Annotated in this window: 21 protein-coding genes and 1 riboswitch; of the genes, 12 read left to right on the plus strand and 9 right to left on the minus strand. The window is 35.5% G+C overall.

Features of this window, described 5'->3' with window-relative positions; all coding sequences use genetic code 11:
* Window positions 1-36: 36 nt before the first annotated feature.
* From A0O34_RS10505 to A0O34_RS10545, 9 genes are all read right to left on the minus strand, one after another.
* Window positions 37-789: a hypothetical protein gene (locus A0O34_RS10505; protein WP_066754414.1), complete on the minus strand. Its 753-nt coding sequence runs from the start codon at window positions 787-789 to the stop codon at window positions 37-39.
* A gap of 14 nt (window positions 790-803) precedes the next feature.
* On the minus strand, window positions 804-1,571 hold the full coding sequence (locus tag A0O34_RS10510) for a sulfite exporter TauE/SafE family protein (RefSeq protein ID WP_066754416.1): 768 nt from the start codon (window positions 1,569-1,571) through the stop codon (window positions 804-806).
* Window positions 1,562-2,014, minus strand: a complete 453-nt coding sequence (locus A0O34_RS10515; RefSeq protein WP_066754418.1) for a FixH family protein — start codon at window positions 2,012-2,014, stop codon at window positions 1,562-1,564. Before A0O34_RS10515 ends, A0O34_RS10510 begins: the two co-directional genes overlap by 10 nt.
* 92 nt (window positions 2,015-2,106) lie before the next feature.
* Window positions 2,107-3,561: a cytochrome c oxidase accessory protein CcoG gene (ccoG, locus tag A0O34_RS10520; RefSeq protein WP_066754419.1), complete on the minus strand. Its 1,455-nt coding sequence runs from the start codon at window positions 3,559-3,561 to the stop codon at window positions 2,107-2,109.
* A gap of 98 nt (window positions 3,562-3,659) precedes the next feature.
* On the minus strand, window positions 3,660-4,541 hold the full coding sequence (locus tag A0O34_RS10525; RefSeq protein WP_066754421.1) for a cbb3-type cytochrome c oxidase N-terminal domain-containing protein: 882 nt from the start codon (window positions 4,539-4,541) through the stop codon (window positions 3,660-3,662).
* Between the two features lie 10 nt (window positions 4,542-4,551).
* Entirely contained in the window at window positions 4,552-4,749 is a 198-nt protein-coding gene (locus tag A0O34_RS10530) for a cbb3-type cytochrome c oxidase subunit 3 (protein WP_066754426.1), read from the minus strand.
* Between the two features lie 18 nt (window positions 4,750-4,767).
* Complete coding sequence (ccoN, locus tag A0O34_RS10535; protein WP_066754427.1) at window positions 4,768-7,029, minus strand: cytochrome-c oxidase, cbb3-type subunit I; 2,262 nt, start codon at window positions 7,027-7,029, stop codon at window positions 4,768-4,770.
* 5 nt (window positions 7,030-7,034) lie between these two features.
* Window positions 7,035-7,259, minus strand: a complete 225-nt coding sequence (ccoS, locus tag A0O34_RS10540; RefSeq protein WP_066754428.1) for a cbb3-type cytochrome oxidase assembly protein CcoS — start codon at window positions 7,257-7,259, stop codon at window positions 7,035-7,037.
* 109 nt (window positions 7,260-7,368) lie between these two features.
* The gene (locus tag A0O34_RS10545; RefSeq protein ID WP_066759619.1) at window positions 7,369-9,747 is read right to left on the minus strand and encodes a heavy metal translocating P-type ATPase; all 2,379 of its coding nucleotides are present in this window, start codon (window positions 9,745-9,747) and stop codon (window positions 7,369-7,371) included.
* Window positions 9,748-9,836: 89 nt separating this feature from the next.
* Between A0O34_RS10545 and A0O34_RS10550 the strand changes: the two genes are divergently transcribed.
* The 12 genes from A0O34_RS10550 (at window position 9,837) to A0O34_RS10605 (ending at window position 18,666) form a co-directional block, all read left to right on the plus strand.
* Window positions 9,837-10,550, plus strand: coding sequence for a Crp/Fnr family transcriptional regulator (locus tag A0O34_RS10550; RefSeq protein ID WP_066754429.1), 714 nt, complete (start codon window positions 9,837-9,839; stop codon window positions 10,548-10,550).
* A 63-nt stretch (window positions 10,551-10,613) separates the two neighbouring features.
* A complete protein-coding gene (gene panB / locus A0O34_RS10555) occupies window positions 10,614-11,429 on the plus strand; it encodes a 3-methyl-2-oxobutanoate hydroxymethyltransferase (protein WP_066754431.1) in 816 nt (271 codons plus the stop codon).
* Window positions 11,429-11,755, plus strand: coding sequence for a hypothetical protein (locus A0O34_RS10560; protein WP_066754433.1), 327 nt, complete (start codon window positions 11,429-11,431; stop codon window positions 11,753-11,755). Before panB ends, A0O34_RS10560 begins: the two co-directional genes overlap by 1 nt.
* Before the next feature lie 3 nt (window positions 11,756-11,758).
* The gene (locus A0O34_RS10565) at window positions 11,759-12,436 is read left to right on the plus strand and encodes an RluA family pseudouridine synthase (protein WP_066754435.1); all 678 of its coding nucleotides are present in this window, start codon (window positions 11,759-11,761) and stop codon (window positions 12,434-12,436) included.
* A 92-nt stretch (window positions 12,437-12,528) separates the two neighbouring features.
* A complete protein-coding gene (locus A0O34_RS10570) occupies window positions 12,529-13,143 on the plus strand; it encodes a glycoside hydrolase family 19 protein (RefSeq protein WP_157885998.1) in 615 nt (204 codons plus the stop codon).
* Between the two features lie 19 nt (window positions 13,144-13,162).
* Complete coding sequence (locus A0O34_RS10575) at window positions 13,163-13,540, plus strand: hypothetical protein (RefSeq protein ID WP_066754437.1); 378 nt, start codon at window positions 13,163-13,165, stop codon at window positions 13,538-13,540.
* A gap of 124 nt (window positions 13,541-13,664) precedes the next feature.
* A riboswitch (TPP riboswitch) is annotated at window positions 13,665-13,762 on the plus strand.
* A gap of 64 nt (window positions 13,763-13,826) precedes the next feature.
* Entirely contained in the window at window positions 13,827-14,033 is a 207-nt protein-coding gene (gene thiS, locus A0O34_RS10580; RefSeq protein ID WP_054512752.1) for a sulfur carrier protein ThiS, read from the plus strand.
* A gap of 24 nt (window positions 14,034-14,057) precedes the next feature.
* Window positions 14,058-15,869, plus strand: a complete 1,812-nt coding sequence (gene thiC, locus A0O34_RS10585) for a phosphomethylpyrimidine synthase ThiC (RefSeq protein WP_066754439.1) — start codon at window positions 14,058-14,060, stop codon at window positions 15,867-15,869.
* Window positions 15,866-16,450 (plus strand): thiamine phosphate synthase, encoded by a 585-nt coding sequence (locus A0O34_RS10590; RefSeq protein ID WP_066754441.1) that lies wholly within the window; start codon window positions 15,866-15,868, stop codon window positions 16,448-16,450. The genes thiC and A0O34_RS10590 overlap by 4 nt, the downstream gene beginning before the upstream one ends.
* On the plus strand, window positions 16,426-17,169 hold the full coding sequence (locus A0O34_RS10595) for a hydroxymethylpyrimidine/phosphomethylpyrimidine kinase (protein WP_066754443.1): 744 nt from the start codon (window positions 16,426-16,428) through the stop codon (window positions 17,167-17,169). Before A0O34_RS10590 ends, A0O34_RS10595 begins: the two co-directional genes overlap by 25 nt.
* A gap of 110 nt (window positions 17,170-17,279) precedes the next feature.
* Window positions 17,280-17,897 carry a thiamine phosphate synthase gene (locus tag A0O34_RS10600; protein WP_066754445.1) on the plus strand — a complete coding sequence of 206 codons (618 nt, stop codon included), beginning with the start codon at window positions 17,280-17,282 and terminating at the stop codon, window positions 17,895-17,897.
* A complete protein-coding gene (locus A0O34_RS10605; RefSeq protein ID WP_066759621.1) occupies window positions 17,890-18,666 on the plus strand; it encodes a thiazole synthase in 777 nt (258 codons plus the stop codon). Before A0O34_RS10600 ends, A0O34_RS10605 begins: the two co-directional genes overlap by 8 nt.
* The last annotated feature ends 3 nt before the right edge of the window (window positions 18,667-18,669 follow it).

Here is an 18,669-nt window from a genome sequence, read left to right on the forward strand (position 1 = left end):
AAATAAAAAACCACCGAAATTTTCGGTGGTTTTGTTTTATTCGGTAATAATGATTATTTTTTTGTCTGCGTTTTGAAGTTTTTCGCCTTTATCAAACATCGATTTTAGATCATATTCTATTTTTACAGAATGGTCGTCAACTTGTTTCAGCCAATCGTGTTTTCCGGTGATGGATTTTATTTTACCTTCAAATTTTAATGTAGTTTCAATTTTTTTGAAAAACATCATCATCATTCCTTCGGTTTTTCCGTCGTCTCCGGCTTCAGATTGTCCGTCAGGAGATTGTTTTGATAATGCTTCCTTAATGCTTTTTAGATTAAAATTATTCGTATCAATTGTTAACGTTTTACCGTCCCAAAGATTATAGATATTTTGTTCTAAAGGAAGTGTTTCCTGTTTTGTAAAGTTATTTAAAGCTTTATAATCAGTTTGAGTGAAATGATCTAATTTTAATGAAAAACCAACAGGATCATTATTTTCTTTGGAAGATTTCATGAAAATTTTCTTCATGATTCTTAAAGAATCCGGATCTTTTGTAGTTTTTCCCTCCTTTTTTTCCAATTCATAAATGCTGGTCCAAGTTGTAGGAAGTTTATCCATATCTCCAAACTCTTTTTTGTTTTGTAGGGAATCGGGAGTCATGGCTTTCATTTCTTTCATGAATTCCTTCATATCAATATCGGTCAGCATGGTTGATGCTGCGTCTTTATGATAAACAATTTCAGAATTAATCACGCAGGATTGCAGCACAAAAAGGCTGATTAAAAGTAAAAGTAGATTTTTTTTCATGGTTTTAGTTATGGTTAATGACAATTGACTGTACTGTGCTGATGAGTGCTGTGATCGCCCGGTAGATGGCAATCGCCTTGATTATCTTTAGAAATAGTCATGGCTTCAGCTCTTGGAGAAATGTAAGGAATTCCGAGTTCCAGACCTCTTACGATAAATAATCCTCCTAAAACGATCATAACTACAGGAATTACTTTTAAAACTTTTACTCTAAAAGCCTGATTCATCAAGTTTCCAACAAGAACTACCGCAAACATGAATGGAAGTGTTCCCAATCCAAATAAAGCCATATATGTAGCTCCCTGCCATATTCCTCCGCTTGCTAAACTTGCCGTTAAAGCCATGTAAACCATTCCGCAAGGTAAGAACCCGTTAAGGATCCCTGTTGTAAATCTTGAACGGTAATCTGCTTTTTGCAGCAATCTTCCTAAATTCGATTTAACTTTAAATAAAAATTTAGAAAAGAAAGGAATTTTCGAAGCAAAATCTTTTCCTCCAAAAGAAAATACAGCCATTATAATCAATAAGATTCCGACAGCTATTGTTAAATATTTCTGAAAACCTGCCATTTCAAAACCTTGTCCAATAATTCCTAAAACTGCTCCTAGAAGAGCATAGGTGGAAATTCTTCCGAATTGGTACGTTAGATTTTGAAGATAATAATTGGTAGCCTGTTTTTTTGTCAATCCCATCGATAAGGCAATAGGTCCGCACATTCCGATACAGTGAAATCCGGAAGCGAAACCCAAGCCGATAGCCGATAAAATAAGTGCTATTTCCATATCACATCATAATCCATTCTGTAGTCTGTTTTATCTTTCGTCCACATCAATCTCAGCGTATAATTTCCTGGTTTTAATACTTTTCCCGGAATTAAAATGGATTGATTTGCATCCAGCTGTTCAGATTTTTTAATATCTAAATTCTGGTCATCGGTTCTGTTTAATACAAATTTTACCGTTGTGTTAGAATTATCATATCCTTTAGGAAAGATTACTTTAATTCCGTTTGTATCTTGTTTATATGTAGGTTTTTCCTGTAAGTCGTCTGCTTTCTTCTTGGCATCAATTACATCCTGGTATTTTAATTCTTCTTCATAATAATTATCGGTTACCATTTCAGAATTCTTCTGCCCGTTCGGGAAAAGAAATAACATCGATAAAATAAAAACTATGAATGCAAATAATGCAATTACAACACCGTGTCCCCAACTAAAGTTTTTCATTATGTAAATTTTATTATTTTCTAAAGGTCATCTGAAATTATGTTCCATTTTGGTTTTATGCTTCAAAATCAGGATAATTTCATTGCTAAAATTTAAAACTGTAATTTAAATGGTCCTTCAAAATAGGTTTGATAAGAATCGATCAATTTTCCTTTCATATCATATACTCCGATCGAGATGTTTTGTTTTGAAAGTTTCATATCATCCTCAGGGAAGCTGATATTGATGGTTCCTTTTGACATTTTATCTCTGTCTACAGTAATTTTGCTTGATGCGCTGTAGATGATTTCACCATGTTTTGGCTCGATTACTTTTATCGTTACAATTTTCTTGTCGTTTGTTTTGTTTAAGAAAGTATAATTGTAGGTATTGGTAATTTTTCCGTCTCTTACAAAGAATGTACTTCCTGCAGGTTTGATGAACTTGGCTTCCATTTCTCCACGATTATAAAGTAAGAATCCTAAGAATCCAACCAATAAAGCCAGAACGACCGCAAAACCTTTCATTCTTCCTGTGAACTTAAATTCAGTTCCCTGTTCAATTTCGTTTTCAGAAGCATATCTGATCAATCCTTTTGGAAGACCAACTTTCTCCATTACTTCATCACATGCGTCAATACATGCAGTACAATTGATACATTCCAGCTGTTGCCCGTCTCTGATGTCGATTCCTGTAGGACAAACTACTACACATTGATGACAGTCGATACAATCTCCTTTTCCGGCAGCTTTTCTGTCTTCACCTTTTCTCCATTTTGATCTGTTTTCACCACGATTAAAATCATAGAAAACGTTGATCGTATCTTTATCAATTAAAACTCCCTGCAATCTTCCGTATGGACAAACCAATGTACAAACCTGCTCTCTGAACCACGCAAATACAAAGTAAAATGCTGAAGTAAAAAGAACCATTACAATAAAATTGGTAGGATGTGCAAATGGGCCTTCTGAAATAATTTTAAATATCTCCTGATAACCAACAATATACATCAGCATAAAGTGAGTGATGACCAAGGAAATGATCATGTAAACCGTCCATTTTAAGCTTCTTTTCCAGATCTTTTCGGTATTCCACTCTTGTCTGTCCAATCTCATTTGGCTGTTTCGGTCACCTTCAATAAGATATTCAATTTTACGGAAAATCGATTCCATAAAAATTGTCTGAGGGCAAATCCACCCGCAGAAAATTCTTCCGAACGCAATCGTAAAAATGATAATAAATATTAAAGATGCGATGGCACCTAATGTAAGAATGAAAAAGTCTTGTGGATAGAAAGGCTGTCCAATGATGTAAAACTCTCTATCAATAACGTTGAATAAAAAGAATGGGTTGCCATTGATCTTGATGAATGGCACTGCAAAATAAATAACCAATAGGGTATAGCTTACAATATCTCTATAGTTGGTAAATTTACCTCTAGGCTTTCTCGGAAATACCCATTTTCTTTTTCCGGATCGCTCCATTGTCCCTATAGAATCTCTGTAAGTCTCAGGGTCCAGAACCTGTCCCTGTCCGCCTCGTACTTCTAATTCTTCTATGTCTGACATTTTGTAATGTGTTTAAAAAAAGAAAAACATAATTCGTTACTATTTTTTAATTTAATAACAAATTATGTTTTTTCATATGTTTTAAAATTTAATTTTAATTATTCTTTTTCCCAATGAGCTTCTGTTCCCTGAGGAGCAGCTCCACCCTGAGCTGGTGTCACTGGCGGTTGCTCTTGATTGATGTGATATACATACGCTGCAATCTTCTCAATCTCGGCTCCGGAAACTTCACCGTTTTTACCGAATGCTCTCATCGCAGGGTTTGTAGGAGAACCATTCCAGTCCATATGGAAAACGTTTTTAAATAAAGTTTTCTCTGGCTGGTTGATCCAGTAGTTATCCGTCAAGTTTGGACCGATACCACCACTACCATCTTCCTTGTGACATGATGCACAGTTGGTTTTGAAAAGCTCTTTACCGTCTGCAATATTATCAGCAGAATATTTTGCTGTTTCAATAGTTACAGGAGGCTGATTTTTTTCGTATTCTGCAATACTTGCAATCTGCTCTTTATATTCTTTTTCATACTCACTTAATGGGTGAGCGAAATCTGTGAAAGAGAATGCGCATATATAAACAATACAAAAAGCAGTCCCAAAATAGAATAAACCTACCCACCATTTTGGTAATTGGTTATCCAATTCCATGATTCCGTCGAAACCGTGGTCAATAAGGATATCTTTTTCTTCTGTAGCAGATTGTTTTTTGAATGCACTTTCATACATTCTCTTTAAGAAAGGAACTTTCTTTTCTGCTAAATATGCTGCTTTTTCTTCTGCAGATAATTTTTTGAATTTATTATTTTCAATTAAATCTCCGATCGAACTGTGGATATAAGCCAAAATAGCGCCTATCACAACAGTACCCCAGAAATATGGTGAAGCTAAAAACGTGTAGCTCTGTACAAACAAATAATAAAAAACTATTAGAAGTCCAATTATTATTAAAATGTTTACAACAACCGGTGTCCTTTGTTTCATAATAAATAGTTTAATTTTTTAAATTAAAATCGTCTCCATCATCCCCCAGTGGAGCTTCTTCTTCTTCCTTATAATATTTTTTAGGTCTGCTAAAAACATATATGATTAAGGCTACGAAGAACATCATAAAGAATATCAGTGCCAATGTTTGATACAAGCCTGCATTTTCGGTATTGGATAATATATCTTTAAAGTTCTGAGGAATCATTTTTGAAGCTTTTAATGTTTAGTTATTACTTGCTGTTTTTATTTCCGTTGTTTTGATATCAGTTCCTAATCTTTGTAGGTAAGAGATAAGAGCTACAATCTCTTTTTTCTCTAATTCTCCTTTAGGTCTCTTAGCATAAGCGTCTTTCAAGTCGGCTGCTTCAGAGAAGATATCTTTTACAATTTTCGAAGCCTGGTTGTCTGCCCATGCATTAGCAGAATCTATCTGAGGTTTTGTATATGGTACATCGAAAGTATTTTTCATTAGTAACATTTTATCAACCATTTTAGATCTGTCTAAGTTTGTTGCAATTAACCAAGGGTAACGAGGCATGATAGAACCTGCAGATGTAGATCTTGGGTTATACATGTGTTTGTAGTGCCAAGAACTTGGGTTTTTACCTCCTTCTCTATGTAAATCTGGTCCTGTTCTTTTTGATCCCCATAAGAATGGTCTGTCATATACGAACTCTCCAGCTTTTGAATACTGTCCGTTTTTACCGTTGAATCTCGTGATCTCATCTCTGAATGGTCTTACCATCTGAGAGTGACAAGCATTACATCCTTCACGGATATAAAGATCTCTACCTTCTAATTCAAGTGGTGAATATGGTTTTACTGCTGAAATCGTTGGTACACTTTTCTTAAGAGATAGTGTAGGGATGATTTCCACAGAACTACCAATAGATATTGTTAAGAAAGATAAGATTCCTAATAATACAGGAGTTCTTTCCAACCAAAGGTGAGTACCTTCTCCTTCTTTTCTGTTTTTTCCGATGTTTGCCAAAGCAGGAGCTTCTGCAGGAACTTCTTTTTGGAATGATCCTTTTCTTACAGTAGCTACAACGTTAACGATCATTAAGATGGCTCCAGAGATGTAGAATAATCCTCCTACGAATCTCATTTTGAAGTAAGGAATGATCGCTGTAACTGTATCCAACCAGTTTTTATACATCAAAGTTCCGTCCGGATTAAATTGTTTCCACATTAACCCTTGAGTAAATCCTGAGATATACATTGGTACAGCATAGAAAATGATTCCTAAGGTACCTAACCAGAAGTGCCAGTTAGCTAATTTTACTGAGTATATTTTTGTTCTCCACAAGATTGGTACTAAATAATAGATAACCCCGAATGCCATGAAACCATTCCATCCAAGAGCTCCTAAGTGTACGTGACCGATAACCCAGTCAGTAAAGTGACCAATTTTGTTGATATTTTTTGTTGCTAAAAGCGGTCCTTCAAATGTTGCCATACCATAACAAGTAACTGCAACTACGAAGAATTTCAAGATAGGATTTTCTCTTACCTTATCCCAAGCTCCTCTTAATGTAAGAAGCCCGTTCAGCATTCCTCCCCAAGATGGTGCAATAAGCATAATTGAGAAACCTGTTCCCACTGCCTGAGCCCAAGCCGGAAGTGCTGTATACTGAAGGTGGTGAGGACCAGCCCAGATATATACGAAAATTAATGACCAGAAGTGAATAATAGACAGTTTGTATGAGAAAACCGGTCTGTCAGCAGCTTTTGGTAAGAAGTAATACATCAAACCTAAAACCGGAGTTGTCAATACGAATGCTACTGCATTGTGACCATACCACCATTGTACGATAGCATCTTTTACCCCAGCATATGCTGAATAAGATTTCCAACCGGTGAAAGATAATGGAACTTCTAAGTTGTTAAAAATGTGAAGCATTGCCACTGCGATCCAAGTACCGATATAGAACCAGATGGCTACATAAAGGTGTCTTACTCTTCTCTTCGCAATTGTTAAGAACATGTTTGCTCCGAAAATGATCCATGAGAATGCAATTAATATGTCAATTGGCCATTCATGTTCTGCGTACTCTTTAGAGGTATTGATCCCCATAAAGAAAGTAACGAACGTAGCAACAATCATAAATTGCCAAGTCCAGAAATGTAACCAAGACAATGTATCGCTGTACATTCTTGTTTTTAATAGTCTTTGTAATGAGTAATAAATACCGGTATAAACGATATTACATACGAATGCAAAGATTACGGTGTTGGTGTGCAACATCCTGATTCTACCAAAACCAAACGCCCCATGTGTGTTTATTAAGCCTTGGATGTTCCCACTCTTCAAACTCTGAATCGTAGTATCATCTGTTCCGAATAAAAATTCAGGAAGTTCCGGGTAGAAAAGCATTAACGCTGCCGTAAGCCCAAACAAGAACCCAATAAGCCCAAAAACTATGGTCGCGTAAAGGAATGCCCGAACAATACTGTTGTCATAACTAAACTTTTGTGTCTCCATATCAACTATTCACTTTTTTCTTCAATTTTATTATTTTCTCCTATTTCTTTCTTGTTGGGTTTATTGCCATCATCTTCTTTTTCCTTGATTTCGCCTGAGTCAAAGAGGATTCGTACTGCCGGAGATTCATCATCTTCGAACTGTCCTTTCCTTGCATTGACTATAAAAACGACCAAGAAAATTGCAGCCAAAGAAACACTGCAGAGGATCATTAAATATAGAATATCCATTTGACAACAAAATTAACCTATTTTCAGGGCTCAAATTTAGTGAAAAATAATGATATTAATCACGAAATAGCCACACTTGCTAATTTAAAATCAGTCTAAATAAGGGCTTTTAAGCGTGTTTTTTGAAATACTTTCTTCCAAGTATCCATGTTGAAACAGTTGTGAATGTAACTACAGTGATGGAGCTTGCAGGCATTATCAGTGCTGCAAAAAGCGGATGCATGTGGCCTGTAACGGCATAGCTTAATCCAACAATATTGTATAGAAAACTAATTATGAATGTCATTTTTACAATAGTGATCGAGCCTTTACAAACGTTTAAGTAGTTGTCTAGAGTTACCACTTTGTCACCGTTCATAATGACATCTGAAGACGGAGTAAAGCTATTGGTGTCATCGGCAATTGCGATTCCTACATTGCTTTGTTTAAGGGCTCCGGCGTCATTTAGACCATCTCCAAGCATGGCAACTTTTAAGTTTTTGTCTTGAAGATTTTTGATATAATTAAGTTTGTCTTCCGGGCTTTGATTGAAAGCCATGGCCTGACAATTTGGAATTAATTCTTTTAATTGATTTTCTTCTGAAGAGTTGTCTCCACTCAGAATATAAATTTTGTAGTTTGTTAATTTTTTAAATAAGTCTTTAAGTTTGGCACGATACTCATTTTTAAAGATGAATTTTCCTAAAAACTCATCATTTTTACTGATATAAACAGCCGTTTCAAGATTTTTTGATTCCTGATTATTATAACGTGCAGAACCAATCTTATAGATATTCCCTCTTACATTGGCTTCGTAGCCTTTTCCTGAGATTTCCTGAAAACTTTCAACAGGGAAATATTCATCCTTAGATTCAATGAATTCGTATAAAGATTTTGAAAGCGGATGGTTTGAATTTTTTAATAAAGTTTTGATATTCAATAAATCAAATTCCTGAATTTCAGGACCATCATATTTGATGTTTGATTTTTTTCTGTGGGTAATTGTTCCGGTTTTATCAAAAACAATGGTATTGATCTTCGCAATTTTTTCAATCGTTAACGTGTCTTTTACATAGAATTTATTTCTACCTAAAATCCTCATAATGTGACCGAAAGTAAACGGAGCAGACAATGCAAGCGCACACGGACAAGCAATAATTAAAATAGCAGAAACAACCTGGAACATAGTATTTAAATCAATAAAATACCAATAAGTTCCTGCAACTAATGCGATACCTAAAATGATGAATGTGAAATATTTACTAACGTTATTTGTCAGCGTATCAAGTCCTGTTTCGTGCTTTTTAAAAGCTTCTTTATTCCAAAGTTGAGTTAAGTAACTTTGATCAACATTTTTGATAACTTCCAGTTCTAAAGAAGATCCAATCTGTTTTCCTCCCGCGAAAATTTTATCTCCGGGTTGTTTGCTGATACTTTCACTTTCTCCTGTAATAAAACTGTTGTCGATATTTCCTTCTCCGTTGATCAGAATTCCGTCAACAGGGATGATTTCTTGGTTTCTAACTAAAATTCTATCACCAACTTTTATTTCAGACAATAAAATATTATCCTGCTTTCCTTCAAAATCAACTTTCGTTACGGCAATCGGGTAGAAAGATTTATAGTCCCTATCATATGAAAGAGCACTGTACGTTCTTTTTTGGAAAATTTTCCCGAGAAGCATAAAGAATAAAAGTCCACAAAGGGTATCGAAATATCCTGGGCCATAATCTGTTACCACTTCATAAATACTTCTTCCGTATAGAACAAAAATTCCTAAAACGATCGGAACATCAATGTTGACGATCTTGTTTTTTAATCCATACCAAGCAGATTTATAATAATCCGAAGCCGAGTAAAATACAACAGGAGTCGCCAGAAGGAATATCAAGGTTCTGAATAAACCTTTGTAATGCTCCATCCAATAATCTTCACCTCCGATATATTCAGGGAAGGCAAGGAACATTCCGTTACCAAAAGCGAAGGCTGCAATGGCAAATTTTATCAGTAAAGATTTGTCGAGATGATCTTCGTTTTTATCAGCGGTTTCAAGACTGATAACCGGTTTGTATCCTAAATTGGTTAAAAATTTTGCTAGTTCGCTTAATTTTAAGTCGTTATGATTGAATGAAACCTGTAAGGTCTTTCTTGTGAAATTAACCTGAGAATACTTAATATTTTCATTTAATGTATGAAGACTTTCTAATAGCCAAATGCAAGAAGAACAATGTATTACAGGGACTTTGAACGTGATCAAGCTGGTGTTTCCTTCTGAGAAATCAGTAACCTTATCAAAGATTTCCGGAGTATCTAAATAATCAAACTGCGAAGAATTCTCATCACTTGGACGAATTCCTGCCGTCTTATTTAATTCGTAAAAATTACTTAAATTATTGGTATTCAGAATTTCGTAGACAGATTTACAACCGTTGCAACAGAAGATCCTTTCATCAAAAAGAATTCTTTCCTTTTCTATACCTTGTCCGCAATGAAAACAGTTCTCGCTCACCTCCATAAATTATTGACTTACAAAATTATAACATTTTTTTTTGTTTATCGTTTTAAAATGTGCTATTTTTGTGATAAATGTCATATAAAATGTCGCAGGAACAACAGATTGCAATTGAAGAGAGGTTCGCCAGAGTTTTTAATGATAAATCATTCAAGGAAAGACTTACTAGTGCAGATTTTGAGAAGTATATCAGCGCCAAAAAGAGGTTGAGTTTTCAAAAGCACGATACCATTTTCGAAGATGGGGAAACTCCAAAAGGAGTCTACTTTTTAGATAAAGGTGCTGCTAAGCTTTCCAAATCGGGAGCTTTCGGGAAAGACCAGATTTTGAGATTTATTAAAGAAGGTGATATCATCGGCTACCGATCTTTGCTTTGTGGAGAAAATTTTCAAGCCAAAGCAGAAGCAATGACAGATATTGAATGTATTTTTCTTCCTGCCGAAGTTTTTATGTATCTTCTGGAGGTAGATCCTCAATTGTCTTTCGTAATGCTTCAAAAAATTTCTTATGAGTTGGGAGAGTCTTCCAACACCATCACTTTCTTAGCGCAAAAAACGGTAAGAGAGAGGTTGGCTGAAATTCTGATTCTATTGGAACAGAAATTAGGCGTTGATCCTGAAGGGTTCATCAAGATTTCTTTAACTAGAGAAGAAATAGCAAACATTATCGGAACCGCTACTGAAAGCGCGATCCGTCTTATCTCTGAATTTAAAGGAGACAGTCTCATCGAAGTAGACGGAAGAAATATCAAAATTCTGAATCACGATAAATTAATGAAACTAGGACACGTAGTTTTATAAATCATACAAAAAAACTTAAGTCGGCGGAAGCCGACTTTTTAACTTTTAAAAAATAGATAAATTATGTCTGTTCACTCTGAAATTAAAAAAGTTACGACTGAAACCTTGCGTAAAATGAAATTCGACAAGGAGAAAATAACGATGCTTACTGCATATGATTTTACCACAGCTAAAATGGTAGATGCAGGTGGAATTGATGCTGTTTTGATAGGAGATTCTGCAGCAAATGTAATGGCGGGTTTTGAAACGACGTTGCCGATTACTTTAGATCAGATGATTTACCATGCCCAGAGTGTTGTTCGTGGAACAAACAGAGCGTTGGTAGTGGCAGACTTACCTTTCGGAACCTATCAGAGTAATCCTGAAAAAGCGTTGGAATCTGCAGTGAGAATGATGAAAGAAGGCGGGGCTCACGCTGTAAAAATCGAAGGAGGAAAAGAGATATCAAAATCTATCAAAAAAATTATCAACGCAGGGATTCCTGTGATGGGACATTTAGGATTGACGCCTCAGTCAATTTATAAATTTGGAACGTATAAAGTAAGAGCTAAAGATGAAGCTGAAGCTGAAAAGCTAATTGCTGATGCGCAACTTTTGGAAGAATTAGGATGTTTTGCTATTGTTTTAGAGAAAATCCCAGCTGATTTGGCTAAAAAAGTAAGTGAAAGCATTACCATTCCAACAATTGGAATCGGAGCTGGACCAGATTGTGACGGACAAGTTTTGGTATATCACGATATGGTTGGAATGAACCAAGGTTTTAGTCCAAAATTCTTAAGAAGGTATCTTGACCTTTATACTGAAATTACAGGAGCGGTTGCTCAATATGTGAAAGACGTGAAAAACGTTGATTTTCCAAACGAAACAGAAAGTTATTAATGAATCAAAATCTTCAAACTGCTCAGGGAGCGATTTCAATTTTGGCCGTTGTTTGTCTTGCAATCGGATGGTTCAATTTATTTTCTCCTGAAGTTAACGCAATTCTTTCCAAAAGAATATTTTATATCGTTGTTGGTATAAGTTTTATTTTGCAGGCTCCATTATTGGTGAACAGAAATTTTGTTTATCCGATGTATATTGCGGCAGCGCTTTGTATCATTGGTGCTTTTCTGCCTTATGATTCAAGAATTTCCGGAATGAAGACTTTGGGACTTTTAGCCGGAGTTATTATTTCGTTTTCCAACAGACCAAATTTCCGAAAATAATACATGGAGGAGCAGATTGTATATGAAGACAACCATCTTTTGGTTATTAATAAAAAAGTCGGACAGCTTGTACAAGGTGATAAAACCGGCGATGAATCTTTATTAGACTCAATCAAAAATTTTATAAAAATAAGAGATGCTAAACCGGGAAATGTTTTTCTCGGTTTGGTTCATCGTATCGACAGACCGACTTCTGGGTTAGTGATTTATGCTAAAACTTCCAAAGCGCTTTCCCGTTTGACCCAAATGGTTAAAAATAGGGAAGTCAAAAAAACGTACTGGGCGGTTGTTGCTAAAGAAATGATTCCGCAAAGTCAACGATTGGTTCATTATTTACAGAAAAACGAAAAAAATAATAAAGCCATTGTCTTCACAAAAGTAACGGACGGAGCAAAAGAAGCAATTCTTACGTATCATGTTATTAAACAGTTAGATAATTATCTTTTGCTTGAAATTGATCTTGAAACAGGAAGACATCATCAAATTCGTGCTCAGTTATCTAAAAGTGGAGTTCCTATTAAAGGAGATTTAAAATACGGCGCACCTCGCTCCAATCCCGATGGAGGAATAAATCTTCACGCAAGAAAACTAGAATTTATACACCCTGTTACCAAAGAAAATATTGAAATTATAGCTCCTGTTCCACAAAATGATGCAATCTGGAGAGCTTGTGAAGAATAGGAAATTATTCTTTAAAAATTAAATTCCGTAGAAATACTTACTTTAAAATAGTGGTTTCACTGTATTTGATTTGATTTTTAAGAAATAGCTTTATGCTATCAATTTTAAAGATCAATATCATGCTTACACTCGGACAACTTAAAGAAGCTACTTGCTCCAAATCAACGTACGCCTCCCAGTTTTTACCTTATATTATAGAAACCTGTAATCATTTTTCTATTAATACACCTTCCAGAATGCTTAATTTTTTGGCGCAGGTCGGACATGAAAGCGGCGGATTATTTTATACAGAAGAACTGGCAAGCGGAAGTGCTTACGAAGGAAGACAGGATCTGGGAAATACTCAAAAAGGAGATGGTGTAAAGTTTAAAGGAAGGGGATTAATTCAAATTACTGGCAGAGCAAATTATAAAGCTGTTTCCATCGCTTTAGGAACTGATTTTGTTGTAAATCCAACATTTTTAGGAGGTAAAAATGTTACCAAATGTAGCAATGTACAACTGAAAAATGCAGCAGAAAGCGCAGCCTGGTTTTGGAATAGCAGAAAACTAAATGTATTAGCAGATCAGATTGATATTACCAAAAATATTGATACCGGAAATAATCTTGTCGTCTTTAAAAAAATCACAAAAACTATTAATGGCGGATATAATGGTTTGCCAGACAGACTGAATAGGTACAAGGCCGGTTTAAGTTATTTTCTTTAATTCTAAAAATAATCTTACCATGAAATATTTACCTTTATTGATCACATTTTTCGTGTCATGCAGCTTTTTAGCACAAAAACCTGTTCTTCACGATTTGAAAGATCCTAAAATGCACGCAGGATGTTATATCGACGGAAAGAAAAATCCGGTTGCTAATTTATCTGAAGAGGGTGGAGCACTTTTTAATTTTAAAGGAAAAGATGAAACTTTCCCAACTATAAAAGGAACAAAAGAATATCCTGAGGCTTTTGGAAATAAAACGTACAAAATCTATATAAAAGTAATTAAATCAACAAAAGTTGGAGATTCTTGTATAGAGGAAAATCAATATTCAATAAAAATTATTTATAAAAAGAAAGCTTATTTCTATACCAAAAAAGGAATGTGTGGCTGCTAATCTTATTATAAATGAGTATTTAAGATTAATCTAAATTACAAAGACTATCTCAAAATTGAAATAGTCTTTTTTCATTCCAACCAAAAATCAATTTTGCGTATTTCAAAAAAATAACTACCTTCGTCCTATACTTTAGGGGTGTCTGTTAACAAACAGACTGAGACTTTACCCTTTGAACCTGATCTGGATCATACCAGCGTAGGGAAAAGTGAGATGACTTTTTGTTGTGCTTTCTATGCACAATTATGGCCATTCCTAAAGTGAAATGTTTAATTAAAACTTTGGAATGGAACTCACAATCAACCACACCCGAAAAACTTTTGCTGAACTTCCCGAAAATCTGGAAGCACTTTTAGCTATGGAAATTCCTGGAAAAAAGAAAGGTATTGCCGTAGCACTCAACAATCGTATCATTCCGCAGTCGGCCTGGCTGGAAACATTTCTCAAAGACAACGATTCTATTTTAATCATTACTGCTACTCAAGGCGGTTAATTCTCATAAATACCCAATTATTTTATGGCTCATAAAATCACACGTTCGCCGTTTCCGAACTCAAAGAAAATCTATGTTGAAGGGAAAATTCACCCGATTAATGTAGCAATGCGCGAGATACATTTAAGTCCGACGAAACTAACCAAGGGGACTTTAGAAGAAAATCCTCCGGTTACTATTTACGATACCTCCGGACCTTATACGGATGAAAATTCAGAGATTGATATTTTAAAAGGTCTCCCAAGAATCAGAGAACAATGGATTCTGGATCGTGAAGATGTTGATGTTTTAGATAGTATCACTTCAGAATACGGTAAAAAACGTTTGGATGATCCAAAATTGGCTGACTTACGATTTTCGTACAATCACAAACCAAAAGTTGCCAAAGAAGGAAAAGAAGTTACCCAATTGTATTATGCAAGACAGGGAATTATTACTCCGGAAATGGAATATATCGCCATCAGAGAAAATCAGCGCATCGAGCAATTGGACACTGTTTCAAAAGATATGTCTTTTCAACATCCGGGAAATAGCTTTGGAGCAAGAACACCGAAAAGCAAAATTACTCCAGAGTTTGTAAGAGAAGAAATTGCGAGAGGAAGGGCAATCATTCCGAATAACATCAATCATCCTGAAAGTGAACCGATGATTATTGGAAGAAATTTCTTGGTTAAAATTAATGCCAATATAGGAAACAGTGCTGTTTCATCGAGTATTGACGAAGAAGTTGAAAAGGCAGTTTGGGCTTGTAGATGGGGCGCTGATACGATCATGGATTTATCTACAGGAAAAAATATCCACGAAACAAGAGAGTGGATCATCAGAAATAGTCCGGTTCCGATTGGAACGGTTCCAATTTATCAGGCATTAGAAAAAGTAAAAGGAGTTCCTGAAGATCTGACTTGGGAAATTTTTAAAGATACTTTAATCGAGCAGGCAGAGCAGGGCGTTTCTTATTTTACGATTCATGCCGGAGTTTTGTTGAGATATATTCATTTAACAGCCAACCGAGTAACAGGAATTGTTTCCCGAGGCGGTTCTATCATGGCAAAATGGTGTCTGTATCATCACAAAGAAAGTTTTTTGTACACTCATTTTGAGGAAATCTGTGAAATCATGAAAAAATATGATGTTGCTTTTTCTTTGGGAGACGGTCTACGTCCGGGTTCGATTGCCGATGCTAATGATGAAGCTCAGTTTGCAGAATTAGAAACGTTGGGTGAACTCACAAAAATCGCTTGGAAACATAACGTTCAGGTAATGATTGAAGGTCCAGGGCACGTTCCGATGCACATGATCAAAGAAAATATGGAGAAGCAATTGGAAGTATGTGATGAAGCTCCATTTTATACATTAGGTCCTTTGACGACAGATATTGCACCAGGTTATGACCATATTACTTCAGGAATTGGAGCGGCAATGATTGGCTGGTTTGGTTGTGCGATGTTGTGTTATGTGACGCCGAAAGAACATTTAGGACTTCCGAATAGAGAAGATGTAAAAGTTGGAGTGATCACCTATAAATTAGCTGCTCATGCTGCCGATTTGGCGAAAGGCCATCCAGGAGCACAATACAGAGACAATGCTTTAAGCAAAGCGAGGTTTGAATTCAGATGGGAAGATCAGTTTAATCTTTCGCTAGATCCTGAAACAGCGCGATCTTATCATGACGAAACATTGCCGGCGGATGGAGCAAAGATTGCCCATTTCTGTTCAATGTGCGGACCTAAATTCTGCTCAATGAAAATCACACAGGAAATTCGTGAGTCTGCAGAAAAAGGAATGTTTGACAAATCACAGGAATTTATCGAAAAAGGCAAAGAAATCTATATATGATCATTGTTATCTCTCCCGAAGAAATGATAAAGAATGAAACTGAATTGATTAATGAATTATTTCAGGAGGGATTGGATTTGCTGCATATCAGAAAACCTTTCATTAATCATGATGAAATGACGGATTTTATTAATCAGATAAATTCAGAATTTCATAGTCAGTTAGTTTTGCACAGTCATTATGATTTAGCGGATAACTTTAATATTTCAAGATTTCATTTCAGAGAAATTGACAGACAAAATAATGTATATGAGTCTTTTACAGATAAAATAATTTCAACGTCTGTTCATGATATTGAAATATTTAATGAATTAGGTGAGGAATGGGAGTACGCTTTTATCAGTCCGGTTTTTCCAAGTATTTCTAAAAAAGGATACGGACAAAAGTCGAATATTTTAAATGATATTAAAAAACGAACTCATTCTAATGTAAAACTGATTGGTTTGGGAGGAATTAATGAAAATAATATCAGCAAGGCTTTTGAAATTGGAGTAGATGGAGTGGCTTTATTAGGTGCAATTTGGGAGAGTGATGAAACTTTAAGCGTATTTAAAAAATGCAGACAGAACATCCTTTCGTAATGAGCATTGCCGGCTATGATCCAAGTGGTGGAGCCGGTTTATTGGCAGATACTAAAACAATGGAACAATTGAAAGTTCAGGGTTTAGGAGTTTGTACAGCAATGACTTTACAGACAGAATCTCAATGTTTGAGCTTGAATTGGCAATCTTTAGCAGAAATCATACAATCAATTGAGGTTTTAATGAAAAACTATGATGTTCAGGTTGTTAAAATCGGAGTCGTTAAAGATGCGTGGATGCTTGCGGAAATAGTAACAACAATTAAATCTATTAATCCCGAAGCAAAAATAGTCTGGGATCCGGTGTTGAAAAGTACGTCTGAATTTTCTTTTTTTGATTTGAATACAATTTCTGATTTGAAAGATGTGTTAAAACAAATTGATTTGATCACCCCAAACTACCATGAATATCAAGTTTTAAATGACACTCATCTTTTCTCACAATCAGGAAAATCGTGTTCGGTTCTTATTAAAGGCGGACACAGAGAAGATAAAGTAGGAACAGACGTTTTAATTGAAAATGGAAAAGAAATTATAATTGAACCCAATGATATAACTTCTGTTTTCTATTCAAAACACGGATCAGGCTGCGTGCTTTCTTCGGCTATTGCAAGCTATTTGGCTTTAGGCAACAATTTGGAAGAAGCCTGTCGAAAAGGAAAATTATACATCGAAAAATTTTTAACAAGTAATCCAACTTTGCTAGGATTTCATTCTTAATGTTTGATATTTAAAATTTGCGGTCTTTGCTAAGTAGAACACCTTTGCGAACTTAAAAACATTTAGTAGGTAAAAAAAATCTTAGCGCTCTTTGCGTTTAAAAAATAAAAATGGAAAAATTACAATACATATCTCAAGGATTCACCATAGAAGATCAGGAACTTAACATTCGAAAAGCTCTTGATAAGGGTGTAAAATGGATTCAGGTTCGTTGGAAAAATGCTCCCGAAAATGAATTCATCAAACTTTGTGAAATTTCAAAAAAATTATGCTCCGACAATCAAACGGTTTGTATCATCAATGATCACGTTCATATTGCGAAAGATATCGATGCAGACGGTGTTCATCTAGGTTTGAATGATCAATCCATCGAAATAGCAAGACAGGTTTTAGGAAAAGATAAGATCATAGGTGGAACAGCCAACACGTTTTCAAATGTTCTGCAAAGAATTAACGAAGGGTGTGATTATATTGGTTTGGGGCCATTGAGATTTACCTCAACCAAACAAAAACTCAGTCCTATTTTAGGTTTTGAAGGCTATGAAAAAATCATTCAGGACTTAAAAACTCAGTCATTGGAAATTCCAAAAATCTTTGCGATTGGCGGAGTTATCCTCAATGACATTGAATTACTACAGCAAATTGGAATATATGGTGTTGCCGTTTCAGGTTTAATTACCAACGAAACCGCTACAGTACATGAAATTAAACTCGCATTACATGAATAATCAACAATTAATAATAGCAGACAGAGTCTTCAAATCGAGATTGTTTTTAGGAACAGGAAAATTCGGAAGTCTTGAAGAAATGGCAGAATCAATTATCACCTCAGAAACCAATATGGTAACGATGGCTTTGAAACGAATAGATTCTCAATCCTCGGAAGATGATTTGTTAGGTTCATTAAGATCTACAAAAGCGCATCTTTTACCTAATACCTCAGGAGCAAGAACAGCTAAAGAAGCTGTACTAGCAGCCCAATTGGCAAGAGAAGCATTGGAGACGAATTGGGTTAAACTAGAAATTCATCCCGACCCAAAATATTTGCTGCCCGATCCTATTGAAACGTTATATGCTACGGAGGAATTGGCGAAATTAGGATTTATCGTGATGCCTTATATTCACGCCGATCCTGTTTTATGCAAACGTTTGGAAGATGCAGGAACAGCAGTGGTAATGCCTTTGGGAGCGCCGATTGGCACCAATAAAGGCTTGAGAACAGTAGATTTTTTAGAGATTATTATCAGCCAGAGTAATGTTCCGGTAGTGGTGGATGCAGGAATTGGAGCTCCTTCTGACGCGGCAAAAGCAATGGAAATGGGAGCAGATGCGGTTCTTGTAAATACAGCGATTGCCGTTGCCAGAAATCCAATAAATATGGCGTTGGCTTTTAAAGAAGGCGTAATTGCAGGAAGAAGAGCCTATGAATCAGGATTGGGAGCGATTGGAAATCATGCCGAAGCATCAAGTCCGTTGACGTCCTTTTTATTTGATTGAAAC

The sequence above is a fragment of the Chryseobacterium glaciei genome, from assembly GCF_001648155.1.
Lineage (GTDB): Bacteria > Bacteroidota > Bacteroidia > Flavobacteriales > Weeksellaceae > Chryseobacterium > Chryseobacterium glaciei.